Annotated in this window: 24 protein-coding genes and 1 pseudogene; 14 read left to right on the forward strand and 11 right to left on the reverse strand. The window is 63.5% G+C overall.

Annotation, left to right across the window (positions count from 1 at the left end; all coding sequences use genetic code 11):
- Window positions 1–227: 227 nt before the first annotated feature.
- Window positions 228–1,082: an oxidoreductase gene (locus tag OKW29_RS17195; RefSeq protein ID WP_184030598.1), complete on the forward strand. Its 855-nt coding sequence runs from the start codon at window positions 228–230 to the stop codon at window positions 1,080–1,082.
- A 33-nt stretch (window positions 1,083–1,115) separates the two neighbouring features.
- On the opposite strand, the gene OKW29_RS17200 is transcribed toward OKW29_RS17195, so the two are convergent.
- The 6 genes from OKW29_RS17200 to OKW29_RS17225 all read right to left on the reverse strand — a co-directional run bounded on the left by OKW29_RS17200 (window position 1,116) and on the right by OKW29_RS17225 (window position 6,782).
- Window positions 1,116–1,550 carry a rubredoxin gene (locus OKW29_RS17200; RefSeq protein WP_429291884.1) on the reverse strand — a complete coding sequence of 145 codons (435 nt, stop codon included), beginning with the start codon at window positions 1,548–1,550 and terminating at the stop codon, window positions 1,116–1,118.
- Window positions 1,551–1,622: 72 nt separating this feature from the next.
- On the reverse strand, window positions 1,623–1,748 hold the full coding sequence (locus tag OKW29_RS17205) for a hypothetical protein (RefSeq protein WP_260327592.1): 126 nt from the start codon (window positions 1,746–1,748) through the stop codon (window positions 1,623–1,625).
- A 225-nt stretch (window positions 1,749–1,973) separates the two neighbouring features.
- Window positions 1,974–3,164: an aromatic ring-hydroxylating oxygenase subunit alpha gene (locus tag OKW29_RS17210; protein WP_184052838.1), complete on the reverse strand. Its 1,191-nt coding sequence runs from the start codon at window positions 3,162–3,164 to the stop codon at window positions 1,974–1,976.
- A gap of 215 nt (window positions 3,165–3,379) precedes the next feature.
- Window positions 3,380–4,831, reverse strand: coding sequence for a glycosyltransferase family 2 protein (locus OKW29_RS17215; protein ID WP_429291885.1), 1,452 nt, complete (start codon window positions 4,829–4,831; stop codon window positions 3,380–3,382).
- A 79-nt stretch (window positions 4,832–4,910) separates the two neighbouring features.
- The gene (locus OKW29_RS17220; protein WP_429291886.1) at window positions 4,911–5,510 is read right to left on the reverse strand and encodes a cytochrome b; all 600 of its coding nucleotides are present in this window, start codon (window positions 5,508–5,510) and stop codon (window positions 4,911–4,913) included.
- 357 nt (window positions 5,511–5,867) lie between these two features.
- The gene (locus OKW29_RS17225) at window positions 5,868–6,782 is read right to left on the reverse strand and encodes a LysR substrate-binding domain-containing protein (protein WP_429291887.1); all 915 of its coding nucleotides are present in this window, start codon (window positions 6,780–6,782) and stop codon (window positions 5,868–5,870) included.
- Between the two features lie 157 nt (window positions 6,783–6,939).
- On the opposite strand from OKW29_RS17225, the gene metC reads away from it, so the two are divergent.
- From metC to OKW29_RS17245, 4 genes are read left to right on the forward strand one after another with little or no spacing between them, the layout of a single operon-like run.
- Entirely contained in the window at window positions 6,940–8,046 is a 1,107-nt protein-coding gene (metC, locus tag OKW29_RS17230) for a cystathionine beta-lyase (protein WP_429292523.1), read from the forward strand.
- Window positions 8,047–8,084: 38 nt separating this feature from the next.
- Window positions 8,085–8,924: an ABC transporter substrate-binding protein gene (locus OKW29_RS17235; protein ID WP_429291888.1), complete on the forward strand. Its 840-nt coding sequence runs from the start codon at window positions 8,085–8,087 to the stop codon at window positions 8,922–8,924.
- Window positions 8,925–8,926: 2 nt separating this feature from the next.
- Window positions 8,927–9,577: an amino acid ABC transporter permease gene (locus tag OKW29_RS17240; protein ID WP_090808002.1), complete on the forward strand. Its 651-nt coding sequence runs from the start codon at window positions 8,927–8,929 to the stop codon at window positions 9,575–9,577.
- Entirely contained in the window at window positions 9,574–10,344 is a 771-nt protein-coding gene (locus OKW29_RS17245; RefSeq protein ID WP_429291889.1) for an amino acid ABC transporter ATP-binding protein, read from the forward strand. The genes OKW29_RS17240 and OKW29_RS17245 overlap by 4 nt, the downstream gene beginning before the upstream one ends.
- Before the next feature lie 133 nt (window positions 10,345–10,477).
- Here the strand turns inward: OKW29_RS17245 and OKW29_RS17250 are convergent.
- Window positions 10,478–10,756 (reverse strand): annotated as a pseudogene (locus tag OKW29_RS17250) (LysR family transcriptional regulator substrate-binding protein); the annotation flags it as partial.
- Window positions 10,757–10,861: 105 nt separating this feature from the next.
- Between OKW29_RS17250 and OKW29_RS17255 the strand changes: the two are divergent.
- From OKW29_RS17255 to OKW29_RS17265, 3 genes are all read left to right on the forward strand, one after another.
- Window positions 10,862–11,020 carry a hypothetical protein gene (locus OKW29_RS17255; protein WP_429292551.1) on the forward strand — a complete coding sequence of 53 codons (159 nt, stop codon included), beginning with the start codon at window positions 10,862–10,864 and terminating at the stop codon, window positions 11,018–11,020.
- Between the two features lie 187 nt (window positions 11,021–11,207).
- On the forward strand, window positions 11,208–12,476 hold the full coding sequence (locus tag OKW29_RS17260; RefSeq protein ID WP_429291890.1) for a multidrug effflux MFS transporter: 1,269 nt from the start codon (window positions 11,208–11,210) through the stop codon (window positions 12,474–12,476).
- 55 nt (window positions 12,477–12,531) lie between these two features.
- Window positions 12,532–13,941 carry a DHA2 family efflux MFS transporter permease subunit gene (locus OKW29_RS17265; RefSeq protein WP_429291891.1) on the forward strand — a complete coding sequence of 470 codons (1,410 nt, stop codon included), beginning with the start codon at window positions 12,532–12,534 and terminating at the stop codon, window positions 13,939–13,941.
- A 23-nt stretch (window positions 13,942–13,964) separates the two neighbouring features.
- On the opposite strand, the gene OKW29_RS17270 is transcribed toward OKW29_RS17265, so the two are convergent.
- Entirely contained in the window at window positions 13,965–14,684 is a 720-nt protein-coding gene (locus OKW29_RS17270) for an SDR family oxidoreductase (protein WP_184057810.1), read from the reverse strand.
- Between the two features lie 82 nt (window positions 14,685–14,766).
- Between OKW29_RS17270 and OKW29_RS17275 the strand changes: the two genes are divergently transcribed.
- Both OKW29_RS17275 and OKW29_RS17280 read left to right on the forward strand, forming a co-directional pair.
- Window positions 14,767–15,717 carry a LysR family transcriptional regulator gene (locus OKW29_RS17275; RefSeq protein WP_429291892.1) on the forward strand — a complete coding sequence of 317 codons (951 nt, stop codon included), beginning with the start codon at window positions 14,767–14,769 and terminating at the stop codon, window positions 15,715–15,717.
- A gap of 83 nt (window positions 15,718–15,800) precedes the next feature.
- Window positions 15,801–16,205: a DUF3224 domain-containing protein gene (locus OKW29_RS17280; RefSeq protein ID WP_429291893.1), complete on the forward strand. Its 405-nt coding sequence runs from the start codon at window positions 15,801–15,803 to the stop codon at window positions 16,203–16,205.
- An 80-nt stretch (window positions 16,206–16,285) separates the two neighbouring features.
- On the opposite strand, the gene OKW29_RS17285 is transcribed toward OKW29_RS17280, so the two are convergent.
- Entirely contained in the window at window positions 16,286–18,553 is a 2,268-nt protein-coding gene (locus OKW29_RS17285) for a beta-glucosidase (RefSeq protein WP_429292524.1), read from the reverse strand.
- Window positions 18,554–18,777: 224 nt separating this feature from the next.
- Between OKW29_RS17285 and OKW29_RS17290 the strand changes: the two genes are divergently transcribed.
- The 3 genes from OKW29_RS17290 (at window position 18,778) to OKW29_RS17300 (ending at window position 21,430) form a co-directional block, all read left to right on the forward strand.
- Entirely contained in the window at window positions 18,778–19,797 is a 1,020-nt protein-coding gene (locus OKW29_RS17290) for a helix-turn-helix domain-containing protein (protein ID WP_429291894.1), read from the forward strand.
- Between the two features lie 7 nt (window positions 19,798–19,804).
- Window positions 19,805–20,419: a hypothetical protein gene (locus OKW29_RS17295; RefSeq protein WP_429291895.1), complete on the forward strand. Its 615-nt coding sequence runs from the start codon at window positions 19,805–19,807 to the stop codon at window positions 20,417–20,419.
- A 405-nt stretch (window positions 20,420–20,824) separates the two neighbouring features.
- On the forward strand, window positions 20,825–21,430 hold the full coding sequence (locus OKW29_RS17300) for a hypothetical protein (protein ID WP_429291896.1): 606 nt from the start codon (window positions 20,825–20,827) through the stop codon (window positions 21,428–21,430).
- 81 nt (window positions 21,431–21,511) lie between these two features.
- Here OKW29_RS17300 and OKW29_RS17305 read toward each other — a convergent pair whose 3' ends face one another.
- Window positions 21,512–22,822, reverse strand: coding sequence for an MFS transporter (locus OKW29_RS17305; protein WP_429291897.1), 1,311 nt, complete (start codon window positions 22,820–22,822; stop codon window positions 21,512–21,514).
- A gap of 177 nt (window positions 22,823–22,999) precedes the next feature.
- Window positions 23,000–24,094, reverse strand: a complete 1,095-nt coding sequence (locus OKW29_RS17310; protein WP_429291898.1) for a tartrate dehydrogenase — start codon at window positions 24,092–24,094, stop codon at window positions 23,000–23,002.
- Window positions 24,095–24,218: 124 nt separating this feature from the next.
- Between OKW29_RS17310 and OKW29_RS17315 the strand changes: the two genes are divergently transcribed.
- Window positions 24,219–25,145, forward strand: a complete 927-nt coding sequence (locus OKW29_RS17315; RefSeq protein WP_429291899.1) for a LysR substrate-binding domain-containing protein — start codon at window positions 24,219–24,221, stop codon at window positions 25,143–25,145.
- Window positions 25,146–25,359: the final 214 nt, after the last annotated feature.

Consider the following 25,359-nt stretch of genomic DNA (forward strand, 5'->3'; position numbering starts at 1 on the left):
GTCACGGCGGCGTCCCCGCTTCATCGCCCGGCGAATCCGCGCAGCGCCTCGCGCGTTCGCGCGGGGCCACCGCCCGAACCGTCCGCCGCGCGAACCGGGCACGCTTCGAGCTGACATCACCCGCATACCGATTACCGACGCGCCGCGCGTCTGCGCCGCATCGGGGCGCCGTTTTTAGCGCCGTTTCCCCGTCTTCACGTCATAGACCCTCAACAGGAGTGTTCCAAATGATGAATCGAGACAATCCCGTCTGGCTGATCACAGGCTGTTCCACCGGCTTCGGCCGCGAACTCGCGAAGCTTGTGCTGGAACGCGGCTGGCGCGCGGTCGTCACCGCGCGCGATGCATCGAAAGTGAAGGACATCGCAGAGGGGCACGGCGAGCGCGCGCTGGTGCTGCCGCTCGACGTGACCAATCGCGCGCAGATTGAAACCGTGGTCGCACAGGCGAAGCGCCATTTCGGCCGCATCGACGCGCTCGTCAACAACGCGGGCTACGGTTATCTGGCCGCGATCGAGGAAGGCGAGGACAGCGAAGTCCGCGCGATGTTCGAGACCAACGTGTTCGGCCTCGTCGACATCACGAAGGCCGTGCTGCCGATCATGCGTGAGCAGCGCAGCGGTTTGATCGTCAACGTGTCGTCGATTGGCGGGATTGCGAGTTTCGCGGCGACCGGCTACTACCATGCGACGAAGTACGCAGTGGAAGGGCTGTCGGAATCGCTCGCGCTGGAAGTGAAACCACTCGGCATCGGCGTGCTGATCGTCGAGCCGGGGCCGTTTCGCACCAACTGGGCGGGTCCGTCGATCAAGCAGTCGGCAACCTTGATCGACGACTATGCGTCGACCGCCGGCGAGCGCCGCAAGCAGACCGAAGCGCGCAGCGGCAACCAGGCCGGCGACCCGGTGCGCGCCGCGCAGGCGATCATCGATGCGGCGTTGTCGGACGCGCCGCCGCTGCGTCTGCTGCTCGGCAAGACCGCGCTCGATCTCGCGTACAGGAAGCTCGACTTTCTGCGCGGCGATTTCGACACCTGGCGAGCGACGAGCGAGGGGGCGGATTATCCGGAAGGGACGGCGTAGAGCGGCTTTATCAGGCGAGCCTCGGCCCGCCGCTTAAAACTCCACCAGCGCAAAATCTTCCTTGCCCACATCGCACAGCGGGCAGCGCCAGTCGGCAGGCACATCGGCCCAGCGCGTGCCCGGCGCGATGCTCTCTTCCGGCACGCCGGCGGCTTCGTCGTAGACCCAGCCGCAGATCACGCAGACCCATTGCTTGAAGTCGTCGGCTGTGGCGACGTTCGCGGCCGACGGCGCATCGGGCGTACCGGTCGCAGCGGCATCCGCCGCGCACGTGCGCGCCGTCGCATCGAGGCTCACGACGAGCGGCGCGACCGTGCCGCTACCGGTTCCCGCGAGCCGCGCCTTCAGGCTGTCGAGCAGGCGCTGCGCTTCGTCGTGGGTCAGATCGATCCAGTACGGATCGCCGGCGCCGTCGTTGAGCCGCTCGGGGGAAAACTGGATTTCTACGGCTACGCCCTTCTTGTACATGGCAATCAAAAATCTCGAGAAAGCCGGCGACGCGCGCCGGCACAAGGCTGCCCGCGCGACGCGGGCGCTGCTTCAGTGCGCGTGGACCAGCAGATTCAGCGCGATCGAGGCGATCAGGCCAGCGGCGCCGATCAGGCCAAGCAACTGCAGCAGAGTGAGGGATTTACGCGAGTTGGTGGGGGTTTGTTGCGTGGTCACGAGCGAGTCTTGAAGTTCGGAAAAAGCGCAATGGTACACGGGTGCGGACGCGACGAATGTCGATTGGCGCAAACTCGCGCGCAATAAAAGTACCGGGCGATATTATCGCCGCTCGCGCGCCGCGCATTGTCTACCGTGGGGAGATGGATTAATTCCCGGCGAGGGGGAAAGCCGTGGCGCGACGGGGCGCGCGGCGCCGGTGAACACACCCGCGCCGCGCCGCGCTCAGGTCTTGGCGAGCGGATCGCCGTGACGCGAATCCCAGAAACGGATCACCGCCGTATCGCCGGTGCCCGCGCCGACCACCTGGTCCGGCGCGCCGCACTCGCGCAGCAGCGCGCGCAAGTCGTTGATGACCGGGAACACCTCGTGATTCCAGTCCGCTCCCTGCGAATCGTGGGCGCGCTGCTCCGCCTCCACGATCTCGCGATCCTCCTTGAAAATGCGTTCGGTGAACCACACCAGCAGCGGCCATGCGAGATTCATCACACCCGGAATGCCGGGCTTGCGGATCGACAGCAGCCCGAACGTTCGGTTGGTGCGCTGCTCGCGGTCGAGCGGCACATAGACGATCCACAGGTCCATCACCAGCGTCTGCTCGTCGTTGCGGATTTGCAGCGTCTGGAACGGGTATTCGGTGCGGATCGTCATGACGTCTTTGTCGCCGGAGCCACCGGTCTTGCGCCTCTCGCCGAACACCATCGCCTCGCCTAGCGGCTGCTGCCCCTCCATGCGCGCAAACGTGTAGTCGACCTCGACCCAGCCCTCACCGCGCCGCCGCCCGAGCGAACGCGCGCGCATGCGCCCCATCTGGCGGCGATGCAGGAACTGATGATTCATGTCCATCAGGTTCTCGTGCATGAACGAATAATGACACTTGACCGGACGGCCGAAACGGCGCGTCTTGTACTTCGGGTCGGACACCGAGCGAAAGCCCGGCAACGGCCGCTCCTCCGCGAGCGCGGCGTCGCCGGGAAACACGAAGATCAGCCCCTCCACTTCCTGACACGGATACGAGCGCACACCGTTCGGTAGACGCTCGCGGCCGAGGTACGGCACGTCGATGCACTTGCCCGAGCAGTCGTAGGTCCAGCCGTGATAGCCGCAGCGAATCGATTCGCCGTCGACTACGCCCTGATGCAGCGGCACCTGCCGATGCGCGCAGCGATCTTCCAGCGCGAACACTTTGCCACTCTCGGTGCGCGCGAGCACGATCGGATCGCCGGCGAAGGTCACGCCGAGCGTCTTGCCGCGCTTCACTTCATGCGACCACGCAAGTGGGTACCAGTAATCCGGATGAATGGCGACGCGGCGCAGATCGCGCACCGGCGCCTCGTGAGTGGCTTGAGCAGGCGCGGCAGCGAGCGTTGCGCCTGCGGATTCCTGTTCCTGTTCGAGCGGGGGAACTGCATGCATAGGTCAAGCCTCCGTGCACCAGCGGATGGAAGGTTGCCGCGCTGCATGGCAGTGCGGCATCTTCACCAGTCTACTTGATGCAGCCGCCGCATGGCACTGTCGCCGGCATGCGCGATGCGTCGCAGCACACATTGCGCAGCAGCGCGCATCAGGGTGAACGAGCCTACCTTTACCACACCCGCCCTACGGAAACATTGACCTGCTCGTCGAGCTGCTCAATCCTCGTCGACCGCGACGAGCCCGGAGCGCCGTTGCACGCCCCACGCGCGGCCGCCGCGCAGAAAATGCAGCCAGCCGAGCACGGCGCCCAGATGACGCGCGAGCTGGAACGAGAACGGCTCCGCAACGGCCGCGAGCATCCCCATGCCGAGACTGTTGCCACTGCGCTCGCCGGTCCAGCGCCGGTAGAGATGGATGCTCCACAGGTAAAACGCCAGATCGATCGCCGTTTTCAGGCCGATCACGCTGAAGATCGACACGACGATCGCCCCGTGTCCGCCGAACAGAAAACCGAGTAGCAATGCGAATGCCGTGAGGCCGTAGATCGGCTGCATCGTGTCGACCGCCTTGACCGGCAGCATCAGCATGCCGAGCGTGCCGTAGCGCCGATTGCCGGTCATGTCGCGGTTCCAGTACTGGGTCTGCAGGAAGCCCGCGAACCAGCGGCGGCGCTGGCGCAGAAAGCTTGCGAGGGTGTCGGGCGCATCGGTGCGCGCATGCGCTTCGCCGACCACGCGCACGTCCCAGCCGAGCTCGTGATCCACCGAATAGCGGCGCAGCCGGTGAATCAGTTCGTAATCCTCGACCAGACACTGCGGATCGAAGCCGCCGACCGCGACGAGCGCATCGCGCCGGAACGACGCGAATGCGCCCGAGATCAGCAGCAGGCTGTCCGCGCGCATCCACGCGAAACGCGCGATGAAGTTGCGCATGTACTCGTAGGTCTGGAACCACTGGAACACGCGGCCCGACAGCGACTTGCCGCAGACCGGCACGAGAATGCCCGCTGCCGCGACGAGCGACGGCTCGCTCGCGAACGCGGCGCGCATCGCGTAGGTGGCGTCGTCGTCGAGCAGCGTGTCGGCGTCGACGGTCATCACGGTGTCGGTCGTCATCACGGTGATCGCGGCGTTCAGCGCGCGGGCCTTGCCGCCGTGCGGCACGCGCAGCCAGAACAGGTTCGGATGCAGCGAGCTCGGCGCGCTCAGCACGCCATCGGCGGCGGGCGTGAGGCCGAAGCGTTGCGTGAGCAGCTCGGCGGTGGCGTCGGTGGAGCCGTCGTCGGCGATCACGATCTGCGCGGGGCCGTGCGTTTGCCGCAGCAGCGCGGCGAGCGTGACCGGCAACACGGCCGCCTCGTTACGCGACGCGACGATGACACCCATGCCCGGCAACTCGCGCCGTTCGTGGTCGGCTTCGAGCGGCGCCGCGCGGCGCGTGAGCGGCAACGACTTCCACGTGACGAACGCGAGCAGCAACGTGTCATACACGACATACGCAATACCGGTCGACCACGCGAGCGCGCCACGCAGAAAGAATGCTCGCGCGAACAGCAGTGCCCACAGCACGACGACGCTGGAATGGATTAGCGTGCTCGATAGCGTCGCGCGACGCGGCAGAATGCGCGGCGACGCGACAGCGAATGCCTGTTCTAGGGTCTTCTTCAAGGTGAGTGTTTCAGGTTCAGCTGGGTTGCGGTTAGTTGGCGAAGCTGTGTTCGCGCGCCATCAAAAACACGCCGCGACTTCACGGCGTCATGCGCTTCAATACCGATTTGCGATCGAGCCACTCATGCTTGAGCGCGCCGCCGATATGCATCGCCAGCAACGCATAGAGCGCATAACCGAGCCACGCATGCAGCGCGCCGAAGCGATCGTGCAACGTCTCTTTCAGTGTCGGGTCGAGATGCATCACATAGCCGAAGCGCGGCCATTGGAACAGGCCGAACCACTGCATCGGATGCGTGGCCGCGTCTTTCCACGCGGAATCGTGCAGCCAGCCGGACAGCGGCAACGCAATCATCAGCAAATACAGCGCGAAGTGCGCGAGGTGCGCGGCAAACTTTTCCCACGACGGAAACTCGCGCGGCAACGGCGGCGGCTTGTGCGACACGCGCCACAGGATGCGCAGCAGCGCGAGCCCGAGCACCGTGATGCCGATCGATTTGTGCGTGTCGATCACCGGACGCACCCAGTCGTCGGGCAGCGAATCGGCGGACAGAGCGAGCACGACATTGACGCACATCAGCAACGCGATCAGCCAGTGCAGCGTCATCGCGGTGCGCGTATAGCGCGGCGGGCGAGATGCATCGGTCGAATCGGTCAGGGAATTCGCTTGGGTGTTCATGGGGGTTCCGTTCACGAGGGCGATGAATGCCGTGAAAGCTGTTTGAAAATCGACGCTACCGGTATCAGGCAAACGCCCAAGTGTGTCGTTTTATTCCGCAAAGCGCTCAACCTGCGTGTTTCAGTTTGTTTCGGGCTTTGGAGGCACGACACGCGCGCAAATCGCACTCGCGTGGCTGCCTTTTAGCTGGTGTTTTGGCCCATGTTCTGGCTGGCGTCCCGCAGATCAGCGCGGGACTCGCGGCAGCATCGAGTTCACCTTGCGCTTGCGCGCGTTCGAGCCGTCGCTCGAACGCGGTTTCGAACGTGACGAAGCCAGGCGCGATGTAGCGATCAAGCGTGTCCGATTTCTATCCGATCAATTCGCCAGCGCCCTTTTGAGCGCCTTCTGGTCACGTTCGAGCTGCATTCTCATGTGCCGCATGAACTGCCTCGCGGTTTCCGTGAGTGGGGTACCAGGGCGAAACACCAGCACTCCTGTGAACATTACCTCGATGTCGATCGGCTTCACGACGAGTCCCCGCTCTGCGAAGTCCAACGTCACGAGCGGATGAGCGATTCCTATACCGACTCCCGCGAGCGCCAGTTCGCAGATCGTGTGCGAATACGGCGTCTCGACGACCGGTTTGAGACGGATTTCGCGTGCCGTGAGTTGCGTGTCCAGGCGCAGCCTGGTGCTGTCTTCGGGATTCAGCGCGATGAAAGGAAATTCAGGCAGGTCCGCAACAGCAATGACAGGACGCGTGGCCAAAGGATGACGTGAGTTCATCACTGCGACAGCCCGCATACGCGCGAACACCGAGTGTTCGAGGCCGGCCATCGACATCTCGTCGGACATCAGGCCGAAATCCACCTGTCCAGCCGAGACCTTCTCATGCACTTCGCGCGAACTCATCACCTGTAGCGAAATTTGCACGTTTCTGGACGGGGCATCGAACGCCGCAATGACACGTGGCAGAAAGCCTGTGCCCAGTGCCGGCAGAGAGGCGATCGCCATCCGGCCCAATCCGTAGGACCGCAAACTACGGATTCGATGCTCGATGACCTCAAATCCGCGAAAGTACTGGTCAACCTCACGCATCAGGGCGACGGCTTCCTGGGTGGGAACGAGCCGGCTGCGTATCCGCTCGAACAGGCAGAAGTCCGCCATGGTTTCCAGACGCCTGATGGCCTGACTGACAGCCGGTTGCGAAATGCCGAGCAGGGCCGCCGCCTTGCTCGTGCTTCCTGCGTTCATGACCGCCCTGAACACTTCAATATCCCTGATCCGCATAACCTAGACTTATTGAGCTAATTATTTCCGATGTTGATGCAATCTCGGGTGAAAGTAAACTTCGATCACCAATCCACCACGAGGCATCGCCGGGAGCAAGATGACAAGCAATCCCCAGAAAGCGCCGCAGCCGTTCCGCAGCCTGTCCCCATCCGTCATGCGGGCATCGACGGTTGTATTCGATTCTCTGGCCGAGTTTTCGCGCCGCAAGGAGCGGCAACCGGACGGTTACAGCTATGGCATCACCGGAACGCCAACGGCTCGTGAACTGGAGCACCGCATCGCCGAGCTCGAAGGTGGCGCGCATTGCGTGGTGACGCCTTCCGGTCAATCCGCGCTGATGACGACCGTGATGGGCTTCGTGCGCGGCGGCGATCACCTGCTGGTGTCCGCTGCCTGCTACGGCGCGCTCAAGACATTCGCGCATAAGTGGCTGGCGCACTTCGACGTCGAGGTCGAACTGTATCCGCCGGCAATCGGGGCTGCGATTCAAAAGTACATCAAGCCCAACACCCGCATGATCTGCATGGAGTCGCCGGGGACGGTGACGATGGAGATGCCCGACATTCCGGCGATCGTCGAAGTCGCGAAACGTCACGGCGTATTGACGATGATGGACAACACCTGGGCAAGCCCGCTCGCTTTCAAACCGCTCGAACATGGTGTGAATTTCAGCGTCGAAGCCGCGACGAAATTTTTTGGTGGTCATTCGGATCTACTGGCGGGCTGCATCAGCATGAACGACGCGGATTACTACGCGACCTTGCGCGAGACGCAGAGCGTTCTCGGCCAGCAGACCAGCCCTGATGACTGCTTCCTCGTCATGCGCGGCCTGCAAACCCTGAAGGTTCGCTTCGCTGCCCAGAGCGCCTCAACGCTGCAGATTGCGAGGGAACTCGAACGTCACCCGGAAGTGAGCAAGGTGCTGTTCCCGGCACTGCCGTCCGATGCCGGTCATGCCATCTGGAAGCGGGATTTTGCGAGCAGCGGGTGTCTCTTCTCCCTGATCCTCCAGCCCGCGGCGGAGGACGCGTTCAACGCATTCTTCGATACGCTCCAGTATTTCCCCATCGGGGCGAGCTGGGGAGGCGTGCATAGCCTCGCTGCCTACTACCCGGCCCCGTTGCAGGCCGAGCGTGCGTTCCCGCTTACCGACCAGCCTATCGTGCGCCTTTCGATCGGCTTGGAGGACCCGGCGATGCTGCTTGCGGATCTGAATGCCGGTCTTGACGCATTCGGACGCGCCCGGGCAACCGCTGCGTAGATTTTTTAATTCAATTTACCTGGATGAGTGAGTACGAGATGAAATCAATCAAGGGATGGAGACGCTTTGTCACGGTAGCGAGTTTCGTGACGCTTTCCGCGGCATTCAGTTCACCCGCTACTGTGCAGGCAGCGGATCTTCTCGCGCAGGTGAAGGCGAATGGCACATTGCGCGTGGCCAACACCCAGAGTAGTCCCCCATGGAGCATGCTTGACGAAAACAATCAACCTGTCGGCTATGACGTTGCAATTGCAAAGGAAGTCGGCAAGCGCATTGGCGTGCCGAACGTAGTATTCGTCGCCGATTCGTTCAAGAACTTCGTGGAAGGGTTGAAGACGGGCAAGTACGACCTTGTGATGAACGATCTCACACCTACACCTGAAAGGGAACAACAGGTTGATTTCGGCGTTCCATACGGCGTGGAGGATTTCCGCATTTTCGTACCCGCCGGCAACACAGACATTAAGGGCAAGGAAACCCTTAAAGGCAAGCGAGTGGGAGTGGTCACTGGCTCGAGCAATGAAACATGGGCACGAGCACACCTGCATGACTCCGACATTCGTTCGTACGATAACGGGGGACTCGTCTTCAGCGATCTGGGCAATGGACGTATCGACGCAGTCATCATCTCGCACTTCGGCGGCATGAAGTACGCCAACGTCAACCATTTACCGGTCAAGGAAGTGGGCGAACCCTTGATCTACCAGCTATCAGCGCCGGCTTTGCAGAAAGGCCAACCGGCCCTGCTCGCAGCGGTCGATAAGGCGATTGCAGACATGATGGCTGACGGGACGATCGAGGCCATTGCCAGGAAGTGGGTCGGGCAAGATTACGATATGGCCGGCACGATCACCAAAGCGAAGGCACACAAGGAGTAGTCATGATCGAGCTTTTCATGCGCTCGCTTCCGCTGTTAAAGAGTGCGGTGCTGATGACACTCTTTCTCGGTTTGTTGTCGTTTGTGCTCGGTTCGACGCTAGGGTTGCTGGTCGCCTTGGCTCGTATCTCCAGCATAGGTGCACTACGCGCGTTCGCATTCGCATATGTATCCATCTTCCGTGGCACGCCGCTGCTCGTGCAGATACTGCTGATCTATTTCGGTTTGCCCCGGTACGGTCTGACACTTGACCCGGTTCCCGCCGCGCTCCTCGCGCTCACGCTGTTTTCGGCCGCGTATCTGAGCGAGAACTTCCGTTCCGGCATCAACGCGGTGGACAAGGGCCAGTGGGAAGCTGCGATGTCGCTGGGCATGGGTTACTGGAAAGCCATGTCGCGGGTTATTCTTCCCCAAGGACTACGCATCGCCATTCCGCCTGTCGGCAGCCGCATGATTGCACTCATCAAAGATACATCCCTCGCTTCGACAATTACGGTGGTAGAACTGACCCGCGTCGCCGACCAGGTCGGCGCCTCCACCTTCCGCTACATGGAAATGTTCCTGATGGTCGGCCTGATCTACTGGGGCATCAACCAGATTCTCACGATAGTCCAGACCGTCCTCGAGAATCGCATTTCGAGGCGTTTTGTATGAATACTGATATCAGGACGATTGAAGTCCGTGGACTTTCGAAGGCATTTGGCGACAACCAGGTCTTGCGCGGCGTCGATTTCAGCGTATCGAAAGGCGAGGTTGTCGTTGTAATGGGCCCCTCCGGGTCGGGCAAGACCACGCTGCTGCGCTCGCTGAACTTCCTCGAGGTACCGGATGCCGGCAGCGTGACAGTATGCGGCATTGATGTCGAATGCAACGGTTTGTCAAAACCGTCACGCCAGAATCAGAAGAAGATCCGCGCGATCCGCCAGCGCACCGCGATGGTGTTCCAGTCGTTCAACCTCTTTCCGCACAGGACAGCACTGGAAAACGTGATGGAAGGTCCGGTCAGCGTCAAGGGTGTCCCTCGTGCGCAAGCGTCGGAGCGCGCAATTCACCTGCTGACACGGGTTGGCCTGGCCGCAAAAGCCAACGAATATCCGGCACGGCTGTCCGGCGGTCAGAAGCAGCGCGTAGCGATCGCGCGGGCGCTCGCGATGGATCCAGAGGTCATCTTCTTCGACGAGCCCACGTCTGCTCTCGATCCAGCGCTGCGGGAGGATGTCCTGACCGTCATGCGCGACGTTGCCAAAGCGGGCATGACGATGCTGATCGTCACGCACGAAGTGCGGTTTGCGCGAGATGTAGCGGATCGGGTTGTTTTTATGGACGGCGGCGTAGTTGCCGAAGACACGACACCGCAAGCCTTCTTTGGTGAAGGCAGCAGTCCACGGGTAAGGCAGTTTCTGCATCTGATCGAGACCTGAGTATTGAGTACGCCGCGACACCGCCTCGAATCACGCGTAGGGCTTCCGTTGCAAAAGCGTTGGCGGGGAAGAGTTCGTGCTTTATCGCGAGGAGCAGGAGAGGCGGAAAGCGTCGGCGACGTAACACAGCCCGCTAGCTCAATCGCAAACTCCGCAATACGTCGAGCACATACTGAGTCGGACGCTCCACGGGACCCGCGCGAAAGGCCAGGCCCAGCTGTCGCCATAACGCAGGGCGCAGCGCACGTGTGACGATGCGCGCGTCGGCCGACGAGCGGCTCGGTTCCTGCGGCAGCAGCGCGGCGCCGTATCCCGCTGCGACGAGACTCTTGATCGCATCCGAGTAGTTGAGCTGGATGCGCGGCGTGGGGTGCTGCCCCGCCGCGCTGAACCATTCCGTCGTCAAACCAGAAGTTGCGAGCCGCGGGAGGCTTCGCATCGGCTAGACGCAATATCGGACGACGCCAGGTCGTTACTGCTCGGGCTCGTCTTTACAGGCGTCGTGCTGGCTCTCGCCGTGATGGCGATGATCTGGACGGCGTCTCGCCCCCCGCTCAAAGGCGAGGACTGCTCCGGCCGCATCGCAAACGACGAGCATGCGAGCTTCGTCGCGTTCTTCCAGGACCCGGCAGACCAGGGCGCGTTGCTGCGGTCGATCGAGGACTGCGCGAACTGAGCCTCGTTGCGGCGGGATAGCGCACTCGTCGGCCGCGCCATCCCACACCCCCGCCAGGGACTATCCCATTTCCTGCCATACCATGGGCACAATACCCGGCGATAATGCCGGGGGCATTCGCGCCTTTTCCGTTCGATATCCGAACGCATCGATGCCCGCGCCGCCAGTGTTCCCTTTCGATGCACCCATGAGCCACGCCACCGCCGACCACCCCGCTTCCGCCGACTCCGCCCCGAACTCGCCGCGCTTCCTGCTATTCCTGATCTGCCTGTTCGCGTCCGCCGGACAGCTCGCCATCGACATCTACGTGCCCGCGCTGCCCGCGATGGCGCGCTACTTCGGCACCTCGCCGCAAGCGATCCAGACCAGCGTCACCGGCTACATGGCCGCCTACGCGTTCGGTCAGCTGATCTTCGGTCCGATCGCCGACGCGTATGGCCGCAAGCGCGTGCTCGCGTTCGGTCTGACGGTCTACACGGTCGGCTGCCTGCTGTCGCTCGCGGCGCCCAATCTCGAGACGTTCATCCTCGCCCGCGCACTGCAGGGCTTCGGCATCGCGAGCACGAACCTGCTGGCGAAGGCGATCATCACCGATTCGTTCGCGGGTCAGGCCTTGCTGCATGCGTTCACGTACATGTCGATCGCGTGGGGGCTCGCGCCGATCGTCGCGCCGGTGATCGGCGCGCATCTGCAGACCGCGTTCGGCTGGCGCGCGTGCCTCGTGTTTCTGCTGATCTATTCGCTGGTGATGTGGGCGCTGCTGTGGCGTTATCGCGAGACCTTGCCGAAGCCCGTCCATCTCGAACCGCGCACGCTGACCGCGAACGCGCGCAAAGTGCTCGCGAGCCCCGTGTTCCAGAGCTGCTTCCTCGCGCAGGGCCTGTGCTACAGCATCCTGCTGGTGTTCAACATCGTCGGGCCGTTCATGGTGCAGACCACGCTGCACAAGCCGCCGACCTTCTTCGGCTACCTCGCGCTCGGCATCGGCATGATGTACTTTCTTGGCGGTCTGTCGAATCGCCTGCACGGTCCGGGCCTGCCGAGCGCCGAGCAGCGGCTGCGCATCGGCGCACGGCTGATGGCGGCCGCGTCGCTTGCGATGCTGCTGCTCGCGCTGACGGTCGGTCTGCGCGTGTGGACGCTCGCGACGCCTGTGCTCGTGATGGGCTTCTGCGCCGGCGCGATGTATCCGACGCTGATGGCGAAGGGCAACTCGCTGTTCCCGCACATCGCGGGTCTGACGAGCGCGATTCTCGGCTGCGCGCTGCTGCTGGTTTCATCGGCGATGATGGGGTTGGCCGGCTTCGTGTCGGTACAGGTGCTCACACCGCTCGCGCTGTTCTTCGTGGTCCTCGCGTTCGTCGTCGTCGTGATGGTGACGAAGCTGCTGCGCCATCTCGAGCAGGTACAGCCTGCGGCCGTGGCGAGCGCGAGCGCGAGCGGCAAGGCGGCGTGAGCCGGCACATGAGCTCGACCGAACGCCAGACCTTCATCTGTACACGCGCGGACCGATGAACGGCATGCGCGAGCACGCCTGCGCATCCGCTTCCACGCGGATCGATCCGACCGTGTGGAAAGTCGCGGCGGTCGTGTCGATCGGCTCGTTCATGTCGCAGATGGACTCGACGCTGGTCAACGTGTCGCTGTCGGCGATCGGCCATGCGCTCGATGCGTCGATCGCTACCGCGCAGTGGATCGTCAGCGGCTACCTGCTCGCGATGGCGTTGATGTTGCCGCTCAACGGCTGGCTGGTCGACCGCATCGGCGCGAAGCGGCTGTACCTGTTCTGCTTTTCGACGTTCACGATAGCGTCGATGCTGTGCGGCGCGGCGCAGACGATCGGCGAGCTGATCGGCGCGCGCATCTTCCAGGGCCTCGTTGCCGGTGTGCTCGCGCCGATGGCACAAATGATGATCGGACGCGTGGCCGGCAAGAACCTCGAGCGGGTGATGGGCTACACCGCGCTACCCATTCTGCTCGGTCCGATTCTCGGCCCGGTGCTGGCCGGCCTCGTGCTCGCGCACGCGAGCTGGCCCTGGCTGTTCTTCATCAATGTTCCGGTGGGCGCTTTCGGCGTCGCGATGGCGGTGTTGCTGCTGCCGCGCGATGCCGCCGAGTCGCAGAAGCGACCGTTCGATTTCACCGGCTTTGCGTTGATCTCCCCTGGGCTCGTCGCGCTTGTCTATGGACTTCAGGACGCGTCGCGAGCGGTGGGCTTGGCGTGTCTGCTCGCGGGCGTCGCGTTTCTCGCCGGCTTCGTGCTGTACGCGGCGCGCAAAGGCCATACCGCGCTGATCGACGTGCGCATGTTTGCGACACGTACGTTCTCGGTCGCCGCACTCGCCCAGTTCTTCGCGAACGGGATCATGTATGGACGGCAGCTCGCAGTGCCGCTTTTTCTGATCGTGGGCTGCGGTTTGTCGGCCGCGCACGCGGGCGGCCTGCTCGCGGCAACCGGCATCGGCATGATGTGCTCTTTTCCGCTGCTCGGATGGTTGACCGAGCGGCTCGGCTGCCGCGCGCTCGCGGCGGGCGGCGCATTGCTGGCGTTTCTGAGCACGCTCGTGTTTCTGTGGCTGAGCGTTGATTCGTTCTCCGCCGGATGGGCCGCGGTCGGTCTGTTCTTTGCGGGCGTCGGTCAGGGGACGATCAGCGTGCCGTCGATCTCGGCCGCGTATTCGTCGATCGGGAGAGAAAGGCTCGCGGTTGCGAATACTGCGTTGAACATCGCGCAGAGAGTGGGCGGTCCGTTCGCGACGACGCTGCTTTCGATGGTGATGGCGTCGACGTTGCACGGTGTTTCGGGTGCACAGCCCGGCCGCTTTCTGCCGACGTTCGTGCTGCTGGCCGGGCTGCATTTGTTGTGCTTCGCGGCGGCGATGTTTCTGCCGGTTCGCGTTCAGCGGGCGAAGAACGCCTGACCACGCATTCCCGCGCCCGTACTTCACAGTAGCCGCAAGCCGCCGTCACACTCGATCACCGCCCCCGTCATAAACGTGTTCTCCAGCAGAAACTGCAGCGCGTGCGCGACATCGTCGGCCTGCCCGACGCGCCGCACCGGTAACGTTTCGCTTTGCTGCCGAAACAGCTCACTCTTCACGCTCGCGGGAAATCTGTCCCACCAGGGCGTATCGATCACACCCGGCGACACCGCGTTCACGCGCAGCGGCGCAAGCTCGCGCGCCAGCGTGCCGATCATGCTTTCGAGCGCGCCGTTGATCGCACCCAGACCCGCCGTGCCCGGATTCGCGATGCGCGCCGAAATCGCGGTCAGAAACGTCAGGCTGCCGTCGCGGCGCAGCGTGGGTAGCGCGGTCTGCGCGGCTTCGAGCTGCGGCCAGAACTTGGCCTCGAAGCCACGCCGCAGCGCGGCCAGATCCAGTTCGGCAAACGGCCCCGCGCCTTCTCCGCCCGACAGCGTCATCACCAGATGATCGATCCGGCCGAGGCCGCCGAAAAAGTGTCCGAGTGCCGCGCGATCGGCGCAATCGAGCGCCTCGCTCGTCACCTGTCCGCCGATGCCAAGCAGCGCATCGTCCAGTTTGGCGCGGTCGCGCCCCACCGCGACGACGCTCGCGCCAGCCGTCACGAGCCGCTTCACCAGCGCGAGCCCAATGCCCGACGAGCCACCTAGCACCACGACCTTCTGATTTTGCCAGTCCATGTCATTGCTCCTGAGTGTGAACGGAAGACCCCGTGGCAGTAGAATGCGCGGTGCGAGCCCATCACTCAAATCGTTTAATGTCATGGCCAACATCATTGAAAATGATTTTCGGCGCTTCGACCTGAACCTGCTGCTGACCTTCCGCGCGCTGCTGGAAGAGCGCAGCGTCACGCGGGCCGCGCAGCGGCTGTTTCTTGGGCAACCGGCCGTCAGCGGCGCGCTCAAGCGCTTGCGCGAGACGTTCGGCGACGAGTTGTTCGTGCGCACGCCGCAAGGCATGACGCCGACGCCGCGCGCGCTCGAACTCGCACGGCAGATCGAGCCGTTCCTGCAATCGCTGCATCAGGCGCTCACGCAGCCGTCCGTCTTCGATCCGGCCCGCGCGCAGCGCGTGTTCCGCATCGGCCTCAGCGATTCGCTCGAACTGCTGCTGATGCCCGAGATCATTGCGCGCCTCGCCGACACCGCACGCGGCGTGAAGCTGATCGCGCGCTCCACAGATTCGACGCGCGCCGCCGCGATGCTCGACGATGGCGCGATCGAACTCGCGGTCGGCGTATTCCGCGAATGCGTGCCGTGGCAGCGACTCACGCCGCTGTTTTCATGGCGCTTCGTGAGCGTCTACAACCCCCAGCTCGTCAGGACGCGCCGCAAGCATTTGTCGATGGACGAGTTTCTGCGCCACCGCCATGTGCTGACTTCGTTCAGCGCCGAGCTGCGCGGCTTCATCGATGAACGACTCGAGATGCAGGGACTGAAGCGCGACGTCGTGTTTTCGAGCTCGAACTTCGCGACCAGTCCGTTCATCGTGCAACGCACGGCGGCGATCGCGACGGTGCCGGAGTTCATCGGCCGCGTCTGGCGCGATACGCTCGGTCTCGCGCTGAGTCCGCTGCCATTCGAGGTGCCGGGCTACGAGGTTTCGCTGATGTGGGCCGCGGCGCACGACCAGGACCCGGCGCTCGCGTGGTTGAAGCGCGAGTTCGCGGACGCGTTCGGCACGAGCGACGGCACTGCGCGTGCAGCGCCCTGACAGCGACGTGTGCTACGGTTCGGAAGCGTCACGTTTCGTTTCGCCGCTTCGCCGTCGCCCGTTCAAGCCCGGAGGAAATCCCGATGACTCACCACGTCGCAAAAGGCACCTTCATCGTCTCCCTTCAACCGATGCCGTTCGAAAACGCGGCGGCCGAATCGAAGCTCGGCCGCATGTCGATCGACAAGCAGATCTCCGGCGATCTCGCCGCGACCACCCAAGGGCAAATGCTGAGCGCGATGACGAACGTCAAAGGCTCGGCCGGCTATGTCGCGCTCGAACAGGTCACTGGCACGCTGGCGGGCAAACAGGGCACGTTCGTGCTGCAGCATATCGGCGTGATGAATCGCGGCGCAGCGGCGCTGGCGGTGACGGTCGTGCCGGATTCAGGCACGGGCGAGCTGAGCGGCATTGAAGGCGAGTTCAGGATCGACATCGTCGACGGCGCGCATTCGTACGAGTTCGCTTATCGTCTGCCCGGCCACTGACATGCCGAACGCGTGCCGGCGGGATACGGCGCTCGACCCCGTACCCCGCTACCAGGCTTTCCAGTTCAAAACCTCAGCGCTCAATGCCCCGCGATCGTCACCGACGCCGTCAACGCATTCGGATCGCGCGAAGAAGCCCCCGCGATCATCTGATAGACGCCGCCGTTGAGCTTCCACACGTGGTTGGTCGCGTCCCACGTCGACAGCAGCTTCGGCGCAATCGATACGCTGACCTGCTGCGACTGCCCCGCCTGCAGCGCGACCTTTTGCCAGCCGACCAGACGCTTCGGCGGTTCGCCCAGACCGCTCGGCAACGCGGCATAAACTTCGGCGATTTCCGCGCCCGCGCGCGATCCCGTATTCTTGACGGTGAAGGTCACGCTCACGTTGCCGCTCGCGTCCACTTGCGCGTTGAGGCCCGAGTAGCTGTAGCTCGTGTAGGACAGCCCATAACCGAACGGGAACAGCGGCGCGATCTGCTTGCCGTCATACCAGCGATAACCTATGAAGAGCCCTTCGCTGTAAGTGACGGTGGTATCGGTGGCCGAGATCGTCGGTTGCGGAAGATCCGCGTCCTGCATCGGGAACGTGATCGGCAATTTGCCGGACGGGTTCACGGCGCCGAACAGCAGATCGGCAATCGCCTGGCCGCCCTGAACGCCCGGATACCATGCTTCGAGCACGCCGTGCACGTTGCCGAGCCACGGCATCAGGACCGGGCTGCCGTTCTCGAGTACGACGATCACACGCTTGGCTTGCGCCGCGACCGCGCTGATCAGCGCGTTCTGATCGTAGCTCTGGTTATAGGTGTCGGTCGCATTGCTCGGCAGGCTCAGGCTCGGCAGATCCGCGCCCTCGCTTTCCCATTGCGTCGCGAACACGATCGCCACATCCGCCTTCGCGGCGGCGGTCGCCGCTGCCACCGCGTTCGTGCCGTCGACGAAGGTCACGCTCGCGTTCGGCGCCTTCGCCTGGATCGCGGCCAGCGGTGCCGACTTGTACCACGTCGCGCAGGTGCTCAACAGCGGCGACGGTGACACGCAACCGGACACCGCGTTGCCCGCGGCCGCCGGCACCGCGCCCGAGCCGCCGCCCGACAGCACGCCCGCATCCGCGTGAGCGCCGATCACCACGATCGACGACAGCCCCGCCGCGTTCAGCGGCAGCACCGGTTGCGAATCGCCGCTCGCCACCGCGTTCTTCAGCAAGACCGACGATTGCTGCGCGACCTGCAACGCGAGCGCATTGCCCGCGGTTTGATCGACGCTTCCTCCGGTGGTTGGCGGCGAATCGAAGACACCATAGCGAATCATCGTGCGAAGCTTGCGCTGAACCATGTCGTTGAGTCGCGACATCGGCACGCTGCCGGCGTTGACCGCGCTCGTCAGCGCGGTGTTGAAATACGACGTCAGCGTAAAGCCCGGAATCGACGCTCCGCCGCCGAGATCGCCAGGCTCTTCTTCATCGAGGCCAGCCAATGCCGAGGCGACCGTACTGTGCGTGGCTGTCCAGTCCGACTGCACCACGCCCTTGAAGCCCCACTCGTTCTTCAGCACGGTGGTCAGCAGATACGGGTTTTCGCACGCATACACGCCGTTCACCAGGTTGTACGAACACATCACGTTGCCGGGCGTTCCCTGCGTGACGCCGAGTTCGAACGCCAGCAGTTCGGTTTCGCGCATCGTGCGTTCGTCGACGACCGAGTTGCTGGTCATGCGGTTCGTTTCCTGATCGTTCATCGCGTAGTGCTTGATCGTCGCGATGACGTTCTGCGCCTGCGTGCCGATCGTGCGCGCGGCGCTCAGCGTGCCGGTCAGTACCGGATCTTCACCCATGTACTCGAAGGTGCGGCCATTGCGTGGTTCGCGCGCGAGATTGACGCCGCCGCCGAGACCTTCGCCATAACCGAGCACGCGCAGCTCGGTCGCGATACGCGCGCCGTATTGATTCGCCAGCGTGGGGTCCCAGCTTGCCGCGAGCGCCACCGGCGCGGGCAGCGCCGTCGCGTTCGAGTTGACGACATTGACGCCGCCGGCCGAATCGGCCATTGCAAGGCCCGGAATGCCGAGCCGCGCGATGCCGGGAATGTAGCCGGCTCCGTTGACGCCGGCCGGATACGGACCGCCGAGTCCCGCGTTGGGGATACCCACGCCGTGCACGAGCTGAATCTTTTCGGCGGTCGTCATCTTCTGGACGAGCGCGGCGGCACGCGCATCGGCGCGCGCATCGGGATCGGACGGCAACGGCGGGTCACTGATGTTGCTGCCATTGCCGCAGGCGGCGAGTACCAGCGCGACACCGCAGGCGATGGCGCTTGCGGCAAAGGGTATCGTCAGCTTCCTTCTCATCATCTCGCTCCGTGTTGTCGTTGTCGGTCATGTGATTTGCATTGCGTAACGTTGCATCGACGCGCTACCGGCACGTGACGTGTCCTGTTACGCTAAGCGCTCGTGGTAATGCGCCGAAAGAAATTCTAGGGATGCGCCCGAAACGCGCTTGACCGATAGGTGCAGCACTTGACCGATGAAGAGTCAGGAAAACCCGCAGACAGGTTTCGACCGGAGGAGGCAAAGTGGATTTGCGTCAGAAGTCCGTTTCAGCGCGCATCTATCGAGGATTGCTCGACGCGGCGGAGCGTGAGGGCCTCGATCGCACCAAAGTGGCCCACGATATCGGCATCGACGAGGCCGACATCGCCGCGGCCGATGCGCGAGTGCCGGGCGACAAGCACGTCGCCATGCTCCAGCTTGCGGAAAGCCGCCTGATGCGCGGCGCGCCCGAGGGCGACGTGCTCGATGGTCTGCTGTATTTCCCCGAGCTTGCGGGCGTGCTCTGCAATAGACCGACGCTGCGCGATGCATTGCGCAATTACGTCACGTATCGTGACCTGATCGGTAATGTCGACTGGCTCGTCATGCAGGAGCACGGCGACGAAGTCGCATTCGAATACGTGACGGAAGGCGAAGGGCGCAACGCATCGAGCGCGCTCGGCAACTTCGCGCTGATAGCGGGTGTGGCAAAGCTCTACGACGTGCGACTGCGCGTGCGCGACGCGGGTATCACCGATGCGCGGCTCGGGGCGATCGCGGCGCTGAGCGGGACGTTGGGCGTGCGCATTCAACTCGATCAGGCTCGCAATCGGATGGTGTTGCAGTCGTCCGCGCTGGATCGCGCGTTCGAGGTCTACAACGCGCCGCTCGCGAAGATTCACATGCATGCCGCGCATGGAATCTTGCAGCGGATTCGCGAGCAGGGCCGCTTTTCTCCGACGGTCGAGCGATGTCTGCGTGACGTGCTGCGCGAGCACGCGGATGCGATCGAGCCGAAGAGCCTGCAGACGATCGTCTGCGAGCGGCTGTCGCTGACGCGCTGGACGTTGCAACGCAAGCTCGCGGCGGAGTGCAAAACCTTCAGCGAGGTGCTGATGCAAACGCGCATCGACGAAGCACGCATGCTGCTCGCGCATACACCGATGTCGATCAGCGAGATTAGCGAACGGGTCGGCTTTGCCTCGACGACGGCGTTTACGCGGTTTTTTACGCGTGCATGTGGGGCGCCGCCGGCGCGGTATCGGGGGCGATGCCGGGTGTGATCGTCCTATGATAAGTATCGATCAGAACATGACTCGGCTGTTCGGTGTCATGGGATCGATCGTATCCTTGGTCGCGTTTCTGCCTTATGGACTTGCGATCTGGCGCGGCACCGTACGCCCTCATCTTTTTACCTGGTTGATCTGGTCGCTCGTCACGGCGATTGCGGCTGTGGGACAGTTCGTCGCCGGTGCGGGTCCTTCAGCGTGGTGTACGGCGGCGATCGCGGCCACCTGCTTCTTTGTTCTTGTGGCAAGCGTTTTTCGGGGCGAACGTCAGCGGACCGCTTTTGATTGGCTTTGCCTCGCCGCGGCGTTGTCCGCTATTCCGCTCTGGATACTCACTAACGATCCGACGTTGTCCATCTGTCTTGTGACGCTGATCGAACTCGTCGGCCTCGCGCCGACGGTTCGCAAGACTATTCTTGATCCGTGGAGTGAGAGTCTTTTGTACTTTGCGCTCTGTGTTTTTAAATACGCGCTCGCGATTCTTGCGCTGCCGAAATGGAGTGTGGCCGTGGCGTTTTATCCGTCGGTGAATATCGTGGCGGCAAGTGGGGTTTGTTTGTTAATGGTGGTGCGGCGTCGACGGGTGCGAGCGTATTCCGAGGACAAGGTTCGGTGAGGGGCTCCCGAAAGACAGCGCGACGACTCGCAGCGCGCGATCTGAATGTGCCTTCCTTTTGTCCGATATTCATCAGGTCGCCGCAAGTAGCATCGATTACACTGGTTTTCGCTATGCGACTTTCAGGCGTGGCTGACCCACGAAGTCACCATTGCGCGGACTTTCGTGCATCCCTTCCGCACGTATCCGCCGACACCGGGCGAAATACGACTGCTTGGTGAAAGCGTTTCGCCATTCACCACTTTGGCCCGCCCCTGGTCCCTCACACGACGGCGACCAGGTATCGCTGCGGCCATTTCAAATCGACTATTTTCGCTTGATTGAATCAGGCGCCTGATCCGGCAGCCGATAGGCCCCTTGCACGGCGCGATTTCACGCGCCTGATTCGCTGACAAGGAAACGAAGATGAAGACCCGGCAATTAAGCATTTGGTCGGCTGTAGCCGTTGCACTTCTGTCGCTGAGTGGCACCGCGCAGGCCGGTGGTGATGACGGCGACCGGGGCCGTGGCGGTGGCGGCGGTCTTTGCTCGAACGCAACGCTAAAAGGACCCTATGGGTTCATCGGTCACGGCGTGATCCTTGGGTTGCTGGATTCGAGCAACGTGCTGCATCCGTTCGCCACCCAGTCGATCCTCGATGACGTCGCCCTCGTGACATTCGACGGCAACGGCAAATTTACCCGCACCGATTTCGGGAGCATCAACGGCGTGCCGAAAGGTGGGCAGATAACCTTCAATCCGGCGCAGAAAGGCACTTACTCGGTGAACTCCGATTGCACCGGCACCATGTCGGTTGTCTATACCGCCGGAGGACCCGTGCCAGCCGGCGTCGTGACCGACCTGAACATCGTGGTCACTTCGGACGGCACGCAGGTCGAATCCGTCGTCTATCGGGCGAGCATCCCGTCGGCCGCGTCGGCCCCCGACGGCTACAGCTGCCCGATGGATTGCGTGCAAGGTGTGCAGGAGGCGTTCGAAGGGAAGAAGGTTCTGGTCTACGGCTTCCGGTAGTGGGGTACTGACGTATCGGATGAATTCGCGGTTGCCGCCGGCTTTTCAACCGGCGACGCGCTCGCTTCATCGGTGCTTCGCTCAATGCCCCGGCCGTTCGCCCACTGCGACCGGCGCATGCTTCGTCTGCCGGCTCAACATCAGCGTCACGACCGCCGACACCGCCAACGTCGCCCCGACCACATAAAGCCCCGCCGCATAGCCGCCCGTCACGTGCTTGAGCCAGCCGATCGCAAACGGCCCGACGAAGCCGCCGAGGTTGCCGATTGAGTTGATCATGGCAATGCCCGCCGCCGCCCCGGCGCCCGACAGGAACATGCTCGGCATCGCCCACAGCGGCGCCTTCGCGGCGCTGATTCCGACGTTCACGACGACGAGCGCAAGCACGATCATCAACGCGGTGGTCGCATTACCGGCGAACACGAAGCCGACGCACGCAAGCGCACACGGAATCACGACGTGCCACGTGCGTTCGTCGGTGCGATCCGAGTGCTTCGCCCATAGCACCATCGCGATCACCGCGAGCACGCTCGGCACGCCGGCGAGCAACCCGGTTTCGAACGTGCCGAAACCGTATTGGCGGATGATCAGCGGCGCCCACAAGCCGAGCGTATAAAGTCCCGCCGAGGTGCCGAAGTAGATCAGCGCGAGCGCGAGCACGCGCGGATCGCGCAACGCGCTGAGCGCGCCGGCCGTGTGGCCCGCATGCGCGTGCCGCGCGTCGGCTTCGAGCTTCAGCCTCGCGATCAGCCAGTCGCGCTCTTCGGGCTGCAGCCACCCGGCTTGCGCGGGCTTGTCGGTCAGATACCTGAGCACGCAGAAGCCGAGGATGATCGCGGGCAATGCTTCGAGTATGTAGAGCATTTGCCAGTCGACGAGTCCGGCAATCGGCGGCAGTTTCATGATCGCGCCGGAAATCGGCGAGCCGATCGCAGTCGAGATCGGCGCGGCGGCCATGAACCATGCCGCCGCGACCGCACGCTGCCGCGCCGGAAACCACAGGCTCAGATACAGGATGATGCCGGGAAAGAAGCCCGCTTCCGCGACGCCGAGAATGAAGCGCAGCGCATAGAAACTGTTCGGCCCGACGACGAACGCCGACGCGAGCGACACGAGCCCCCACGACACCATCACGCGAGCAATCCAGCGCCGCGCGCCGACCTTGTGCAGGATCAGGTTCGACGGCACTTCGAACAGAAAATAGCCGATAAAGAAGAGCCCGCCGCCGAGGCCGAACGCGGTCGGCGAAAGACCGATCGCCTTGTTCATCGACAACGCGGCGAAGCCCACATTTACGCGATCGAGAAAGCTCACGAAGTACAACAGCATGACGAACGGGATGATCCGCCGCATCAGCTTGCGGGACACCCGGCTTTCGAGTTCCGAAGTCATTGTCTCCTCCTGCGGCGCGCGGCTATTGACCGCGCGCGAGCCTCGCGCCGGCCGACGTTGGGCCGAGCTAGTCGAGTCAAGGTTGTGTGCCGGCCACGTCGTGGCCGGGGCGTAGACCGCGCGCCTGATTTGCGCGCGATTCCGCTCAGTCCGGTTCAGTTCGCGCGAAGCCGGCGCTCAAGCCGCGTTCGCCGCGGGCGTCGCCGCCTGCTCGATGAACGCGCACACGGCCGCCGTCACCTGCGCGGTCGTGGCCGTGCCGCCGAGGTCGCGCGTGTGCAGCGCTTTGTTCGCGGTCACCGCTTCGACGGCCTGCATCACGCGCCTGGCCGCGTCGAATTCGCCGAGGTGTTCGAGCAGCATCACGACCGACCAGAACGTGCCGACCGGATTCGCGAGCCCCTTGCCCATGATGTCGAACGCGGAGCCGTGGATCGGCTCGAACATCGACGGATAGCGGCGCTCCGGATCGATGTTGCCGGTCGGCGCGATGCCGAGGCTGCCGGCGAGCGCGGCCGCGAGGTCGCTGAGAATATCGGCGTGCAGATTGGTGGCGACGATCGTGTCGAGCGTCGCGGGACGATTGACCATGCGCGCGGTCGCCGCGTCGACGAGTTCCTTGTCCCACGCGACGTCCGGAAACTCCTTCGAGATTTCGAGCGCGATCTCGTCCCACATCACCATCGCATGACGCTGCGCGTTGCTCTTCGTGATCACGGTCAACAGCTTGCGCGGGCGCGACTGCGCGAGGCGGAACGCGAAGCGCATGATGCGCTCGACGCCGGCGCGCGTCATGATCGACACGTCGGTCGCGGCTTCGATCGGATGGCCCTGATGCACGCGGCCGCCGACGCCCGAATATTCACCCTCCGAATTTTCGCGGACGATCACCCAGTTCAGATCCTCGGGCTTGCAGTACTTCAGCGGTGCGTCGATGCCGGGCAGGATGCGCGTCGGGCGCACATTCGCGTATTGGTCGAAGCCCTGGCAGATTTTCAGTCGCAGACCCCACAGCGTGATGTGATCGGGAATGTCCTTGTCGCCCGCCGAGCCGAACAGGATCGCATCCTTGTTGCGGATCGCGTCGAGCCCGTTGGCCGGCATCATCAGGCCGTGCTGGCGGTAGTAGTCGCCGCCCCAGTCGAAGTTCTCGAACTCGAACGTGAAGGCGCGCGTGGTCTTCGCGAGCGCCTCGAGCACCTGCGCGCCGGCCGGCACGACCTCCTTGCCGATGCCGTCGCCGGGGATGGTTGCGATGCGATAGGTTTTCATGTCTGCGTCCTGTGCTTGGGGAATGGCGTGAGTGGACTCTAGCTCGATCCCACGGGTAAAAACCGGTGCTAAACTCAAAGCATCTTTAACTTGCATTCACAAATGCGAAGGCGCGGAAAAGACGATGCGCGACACCGTCCAGCCAGCCGATCTGGGCTTTTTCTCGACGCTCGCCGCGAGCGGCAGCCTCAGCGCGGCCGCACGCGAACTGGGGCTGACCGCGGCGGCCGTCAGCAAGCGCCTGACCCAGATGGAGCAGCGCGCGGGCGTCGCACTCGTGAACCGCACGACGCGCCGCATGATGCTGACGCCCGAAGGCGAGCTATACCTCGAGCGCGCGCGGCGGATTCTCGACGAGATCGACGAACTGGCCGAACTGCTCGGCTCGGCGAAGAAGACACCGAAGGGCTTGCTGCGCGTGAACGCGACGCTCGGCTTCGGGCGCAGCCATGTCGGGCCGGCGATCTCGCGCTTCGTCGCGCGGTATCCGCAGGTGTCGGTTCAACTGCAGTTGTCGGTCACGCCCCCGGCGCTTACCGACGACAGCTTCGACGTCTGCATCCGCTTCGGCGAGCCGCCCGATACCCGCGTGGTCGCGCGCCGGCTTGCGCCGAACCGGCGTCTGCTGTGCGCGGCGCCGTCGTATCTCGCGGCGCACGGCATGCCGCTCACGGCGCACGATCTGACGCGCCACAACTGCATCGGCATTCGTCAGGGCGACGAAGCGTACGGCGTGTGGCGGCTGACCTCGGGACGCGGCGCCGCGCGCAAGACCGAGGCGGTGCGGATCAAGGGCACGCTGACCACCAACGACGGCGAGATCGCCGTCAAATGGGCGCTCGAAGGACACGGCATCCTGATGCGCGCGGAATGGGACATCCGGCAGTATCTGACGGAAGGATCGCTCGTCCAGTTGCTGCCCGATCACGACACACCGAATGCGGATATCTTCGCGGTGTATTCGCCGCGGCATCAGATGTCGAATCGTATTCGCGCGTTCGTGGAGTTTATTGCGCGGGAGTTGGGGGGTGAGGTGGGGGTGGGGGCGTAGTGCAGCACAGCGGTTGACTCGAGGTGGAGCTACCCGACACATTGCGACACATCGAGCAGAAGGCTGTTTCTCGCTCGCGAGAAGCTGAATGGCAATCTGGACGGACTAATCAGCGGATCGTCAATATCTGAAAACTCGAGTACTGCTTGTTTGGATGGGCTGGGCTCGCTAGTGTGTGCGTTGAGTCGTGTCCCTTTTACTGGCAAAGGAAAAG

Source organism: Paraburkholderia sp. CI3 (assembly GCF_050436505.1).
In the GTDB taxonomy this organism is placed as follows: Bacteria; Pseudomonadota; Gammaproteobacteria; order Burkholderiales; family Burkholderiaceae; genus Paraburkholderia; species Paraburkholderia tuberum.

Coding starts and splice junctions, on each gene's coding strand:
- OKW29_RS17195 (WP_184030598.1), top strand. CDS start 228: ATGATGAATCGAGACAATCCCGTCTGGCTGATCACAGGCTGTTCCACC.
- OKW29_RS17200 (WP_429291884.1), bottom strand. CDS start 1,550: ATGTACAAGAAGGGCGTAGCCGTAGAAATCCAGTTTTCCCCCGAGCGG.
- OKW29_RS17210 (WP_184052838.1), bottom strand. CDS start 3,164: ATGCATGCAGTTCCCCCGCTCGAACAGGAACAGGAATCCGCAGGCGCA.
- OKW29_RS17220 (WP_429291886.1), bottom strand. CDS start 5,510: ATGAACACCCAAGCGAATTCCCTGACCGATTCGACCGATGCATCTCGC.
- OKW29_RS17225 (WP_429291887.1), bottom strand. CDS start 6,782: ATGCGGATCAGGGATATTGAAGTGTTCAGGGCGGTCATGAACGCAGGA.
- metC (WP_429292523.1), top strand. CDS start 6,940: ATGCGGGCATCGACGGTTGTATTCGATTCTCTGGCCGAGTTTTCGCGC.
- OKW29_RS17235 (WP_429291888.1), top strand. CDS start 8,085: ATGAAATCAATCAAGGGATGGAGACGCTTTGTCACGGTAGCGAGTTTC.
- OKW29_RS17240 (WP_090808002.1), top strand. CDS start 8,927: ATGATCGAGCTTTTCATGCGCTCGCTTCCGCTGTTAAAGAGTGCGGTG.
- OKW29_RS17245 (WP_429291889.1), top strand. CDS start 9,574: ATGAATACTGATATCAGGACGATTGAAGTCCGTGGACTTTCGAAGGCA.
- OKW29_RS17260 (WP_429291890.1), top strand. CDS start 11,208: ATGAGCCACGCCACCGCCGACCACCCCGCTTCCGCCGACTCCGCCCCG.
- OKW29_RS17265 (WP_429291891.1), top strand. CDS start 12,532: ATGAACGGCATGCGCGAGCACGCCTGCGCATCCGCTTCCACGCGGATC.
- OKW29_RS17270 (WP_184057810.1), bottom strand. CDS start 14,684: ATGGACTGGCAAAATCAGAAGGTCGTGGTGCTAGGTGGCTCGTCGGGC.
- OKW29_RS17275 (WP_429291892.1), top strand. CDS start 14,767: ATGGCCAACATCATTGAAAATGATTTTCGGCGCTTCGACCTGAACCTG.
- OKW29_RS17280 (WP_429291893.1), top strand. CDS start 15,801: ATGACTCACCACGTCGCAAAAGGCACCTTCATCGTCTCCCTTCAACCG.
- OKW29_RS17285 (WP_429292524.1), bottom strand. CDS start 18,553: ATGAGAAGGAAGCTGACGATACCCTTTGCCGCAAGCGCCATCGCCTGC.
- OKW29_RS17295 (WP_429291895.1), top strand. CDS start 19,805: ATGATAAGTATCGATCAGAACATGACTCGGCTGTTCGGTGTCATGGGA.
- OKW29_RS17300 (WP_429291896.1), top strand. CDS start 20,825: ATGAAGACCCGGCAATTAAGCATTTGGTCGGCTGTAGCCGTTGCACTT.
- OKW29_RS17305 (WP_429291897.1), bottom strand. CDS start 22,822: ATGACTTCGGAACTCGAAAGCCGGGTGTCCCGCAAGCTGATGCGGCGG.
- OKW29_RS17310 (WP_429291898.1), bottom strand. CDS start 24,094: ATGAAAACCTATCGCATCGCAACCATCCCCGGCGACGGCATCGGCAAG.
- OKW29_RS17315 (WP_429291899.1), top strand. CDS start 24,219: ATGCGCGACACCGTCCAGCCAGCCGATCTGGGCTTTTTCTCGACGCTC.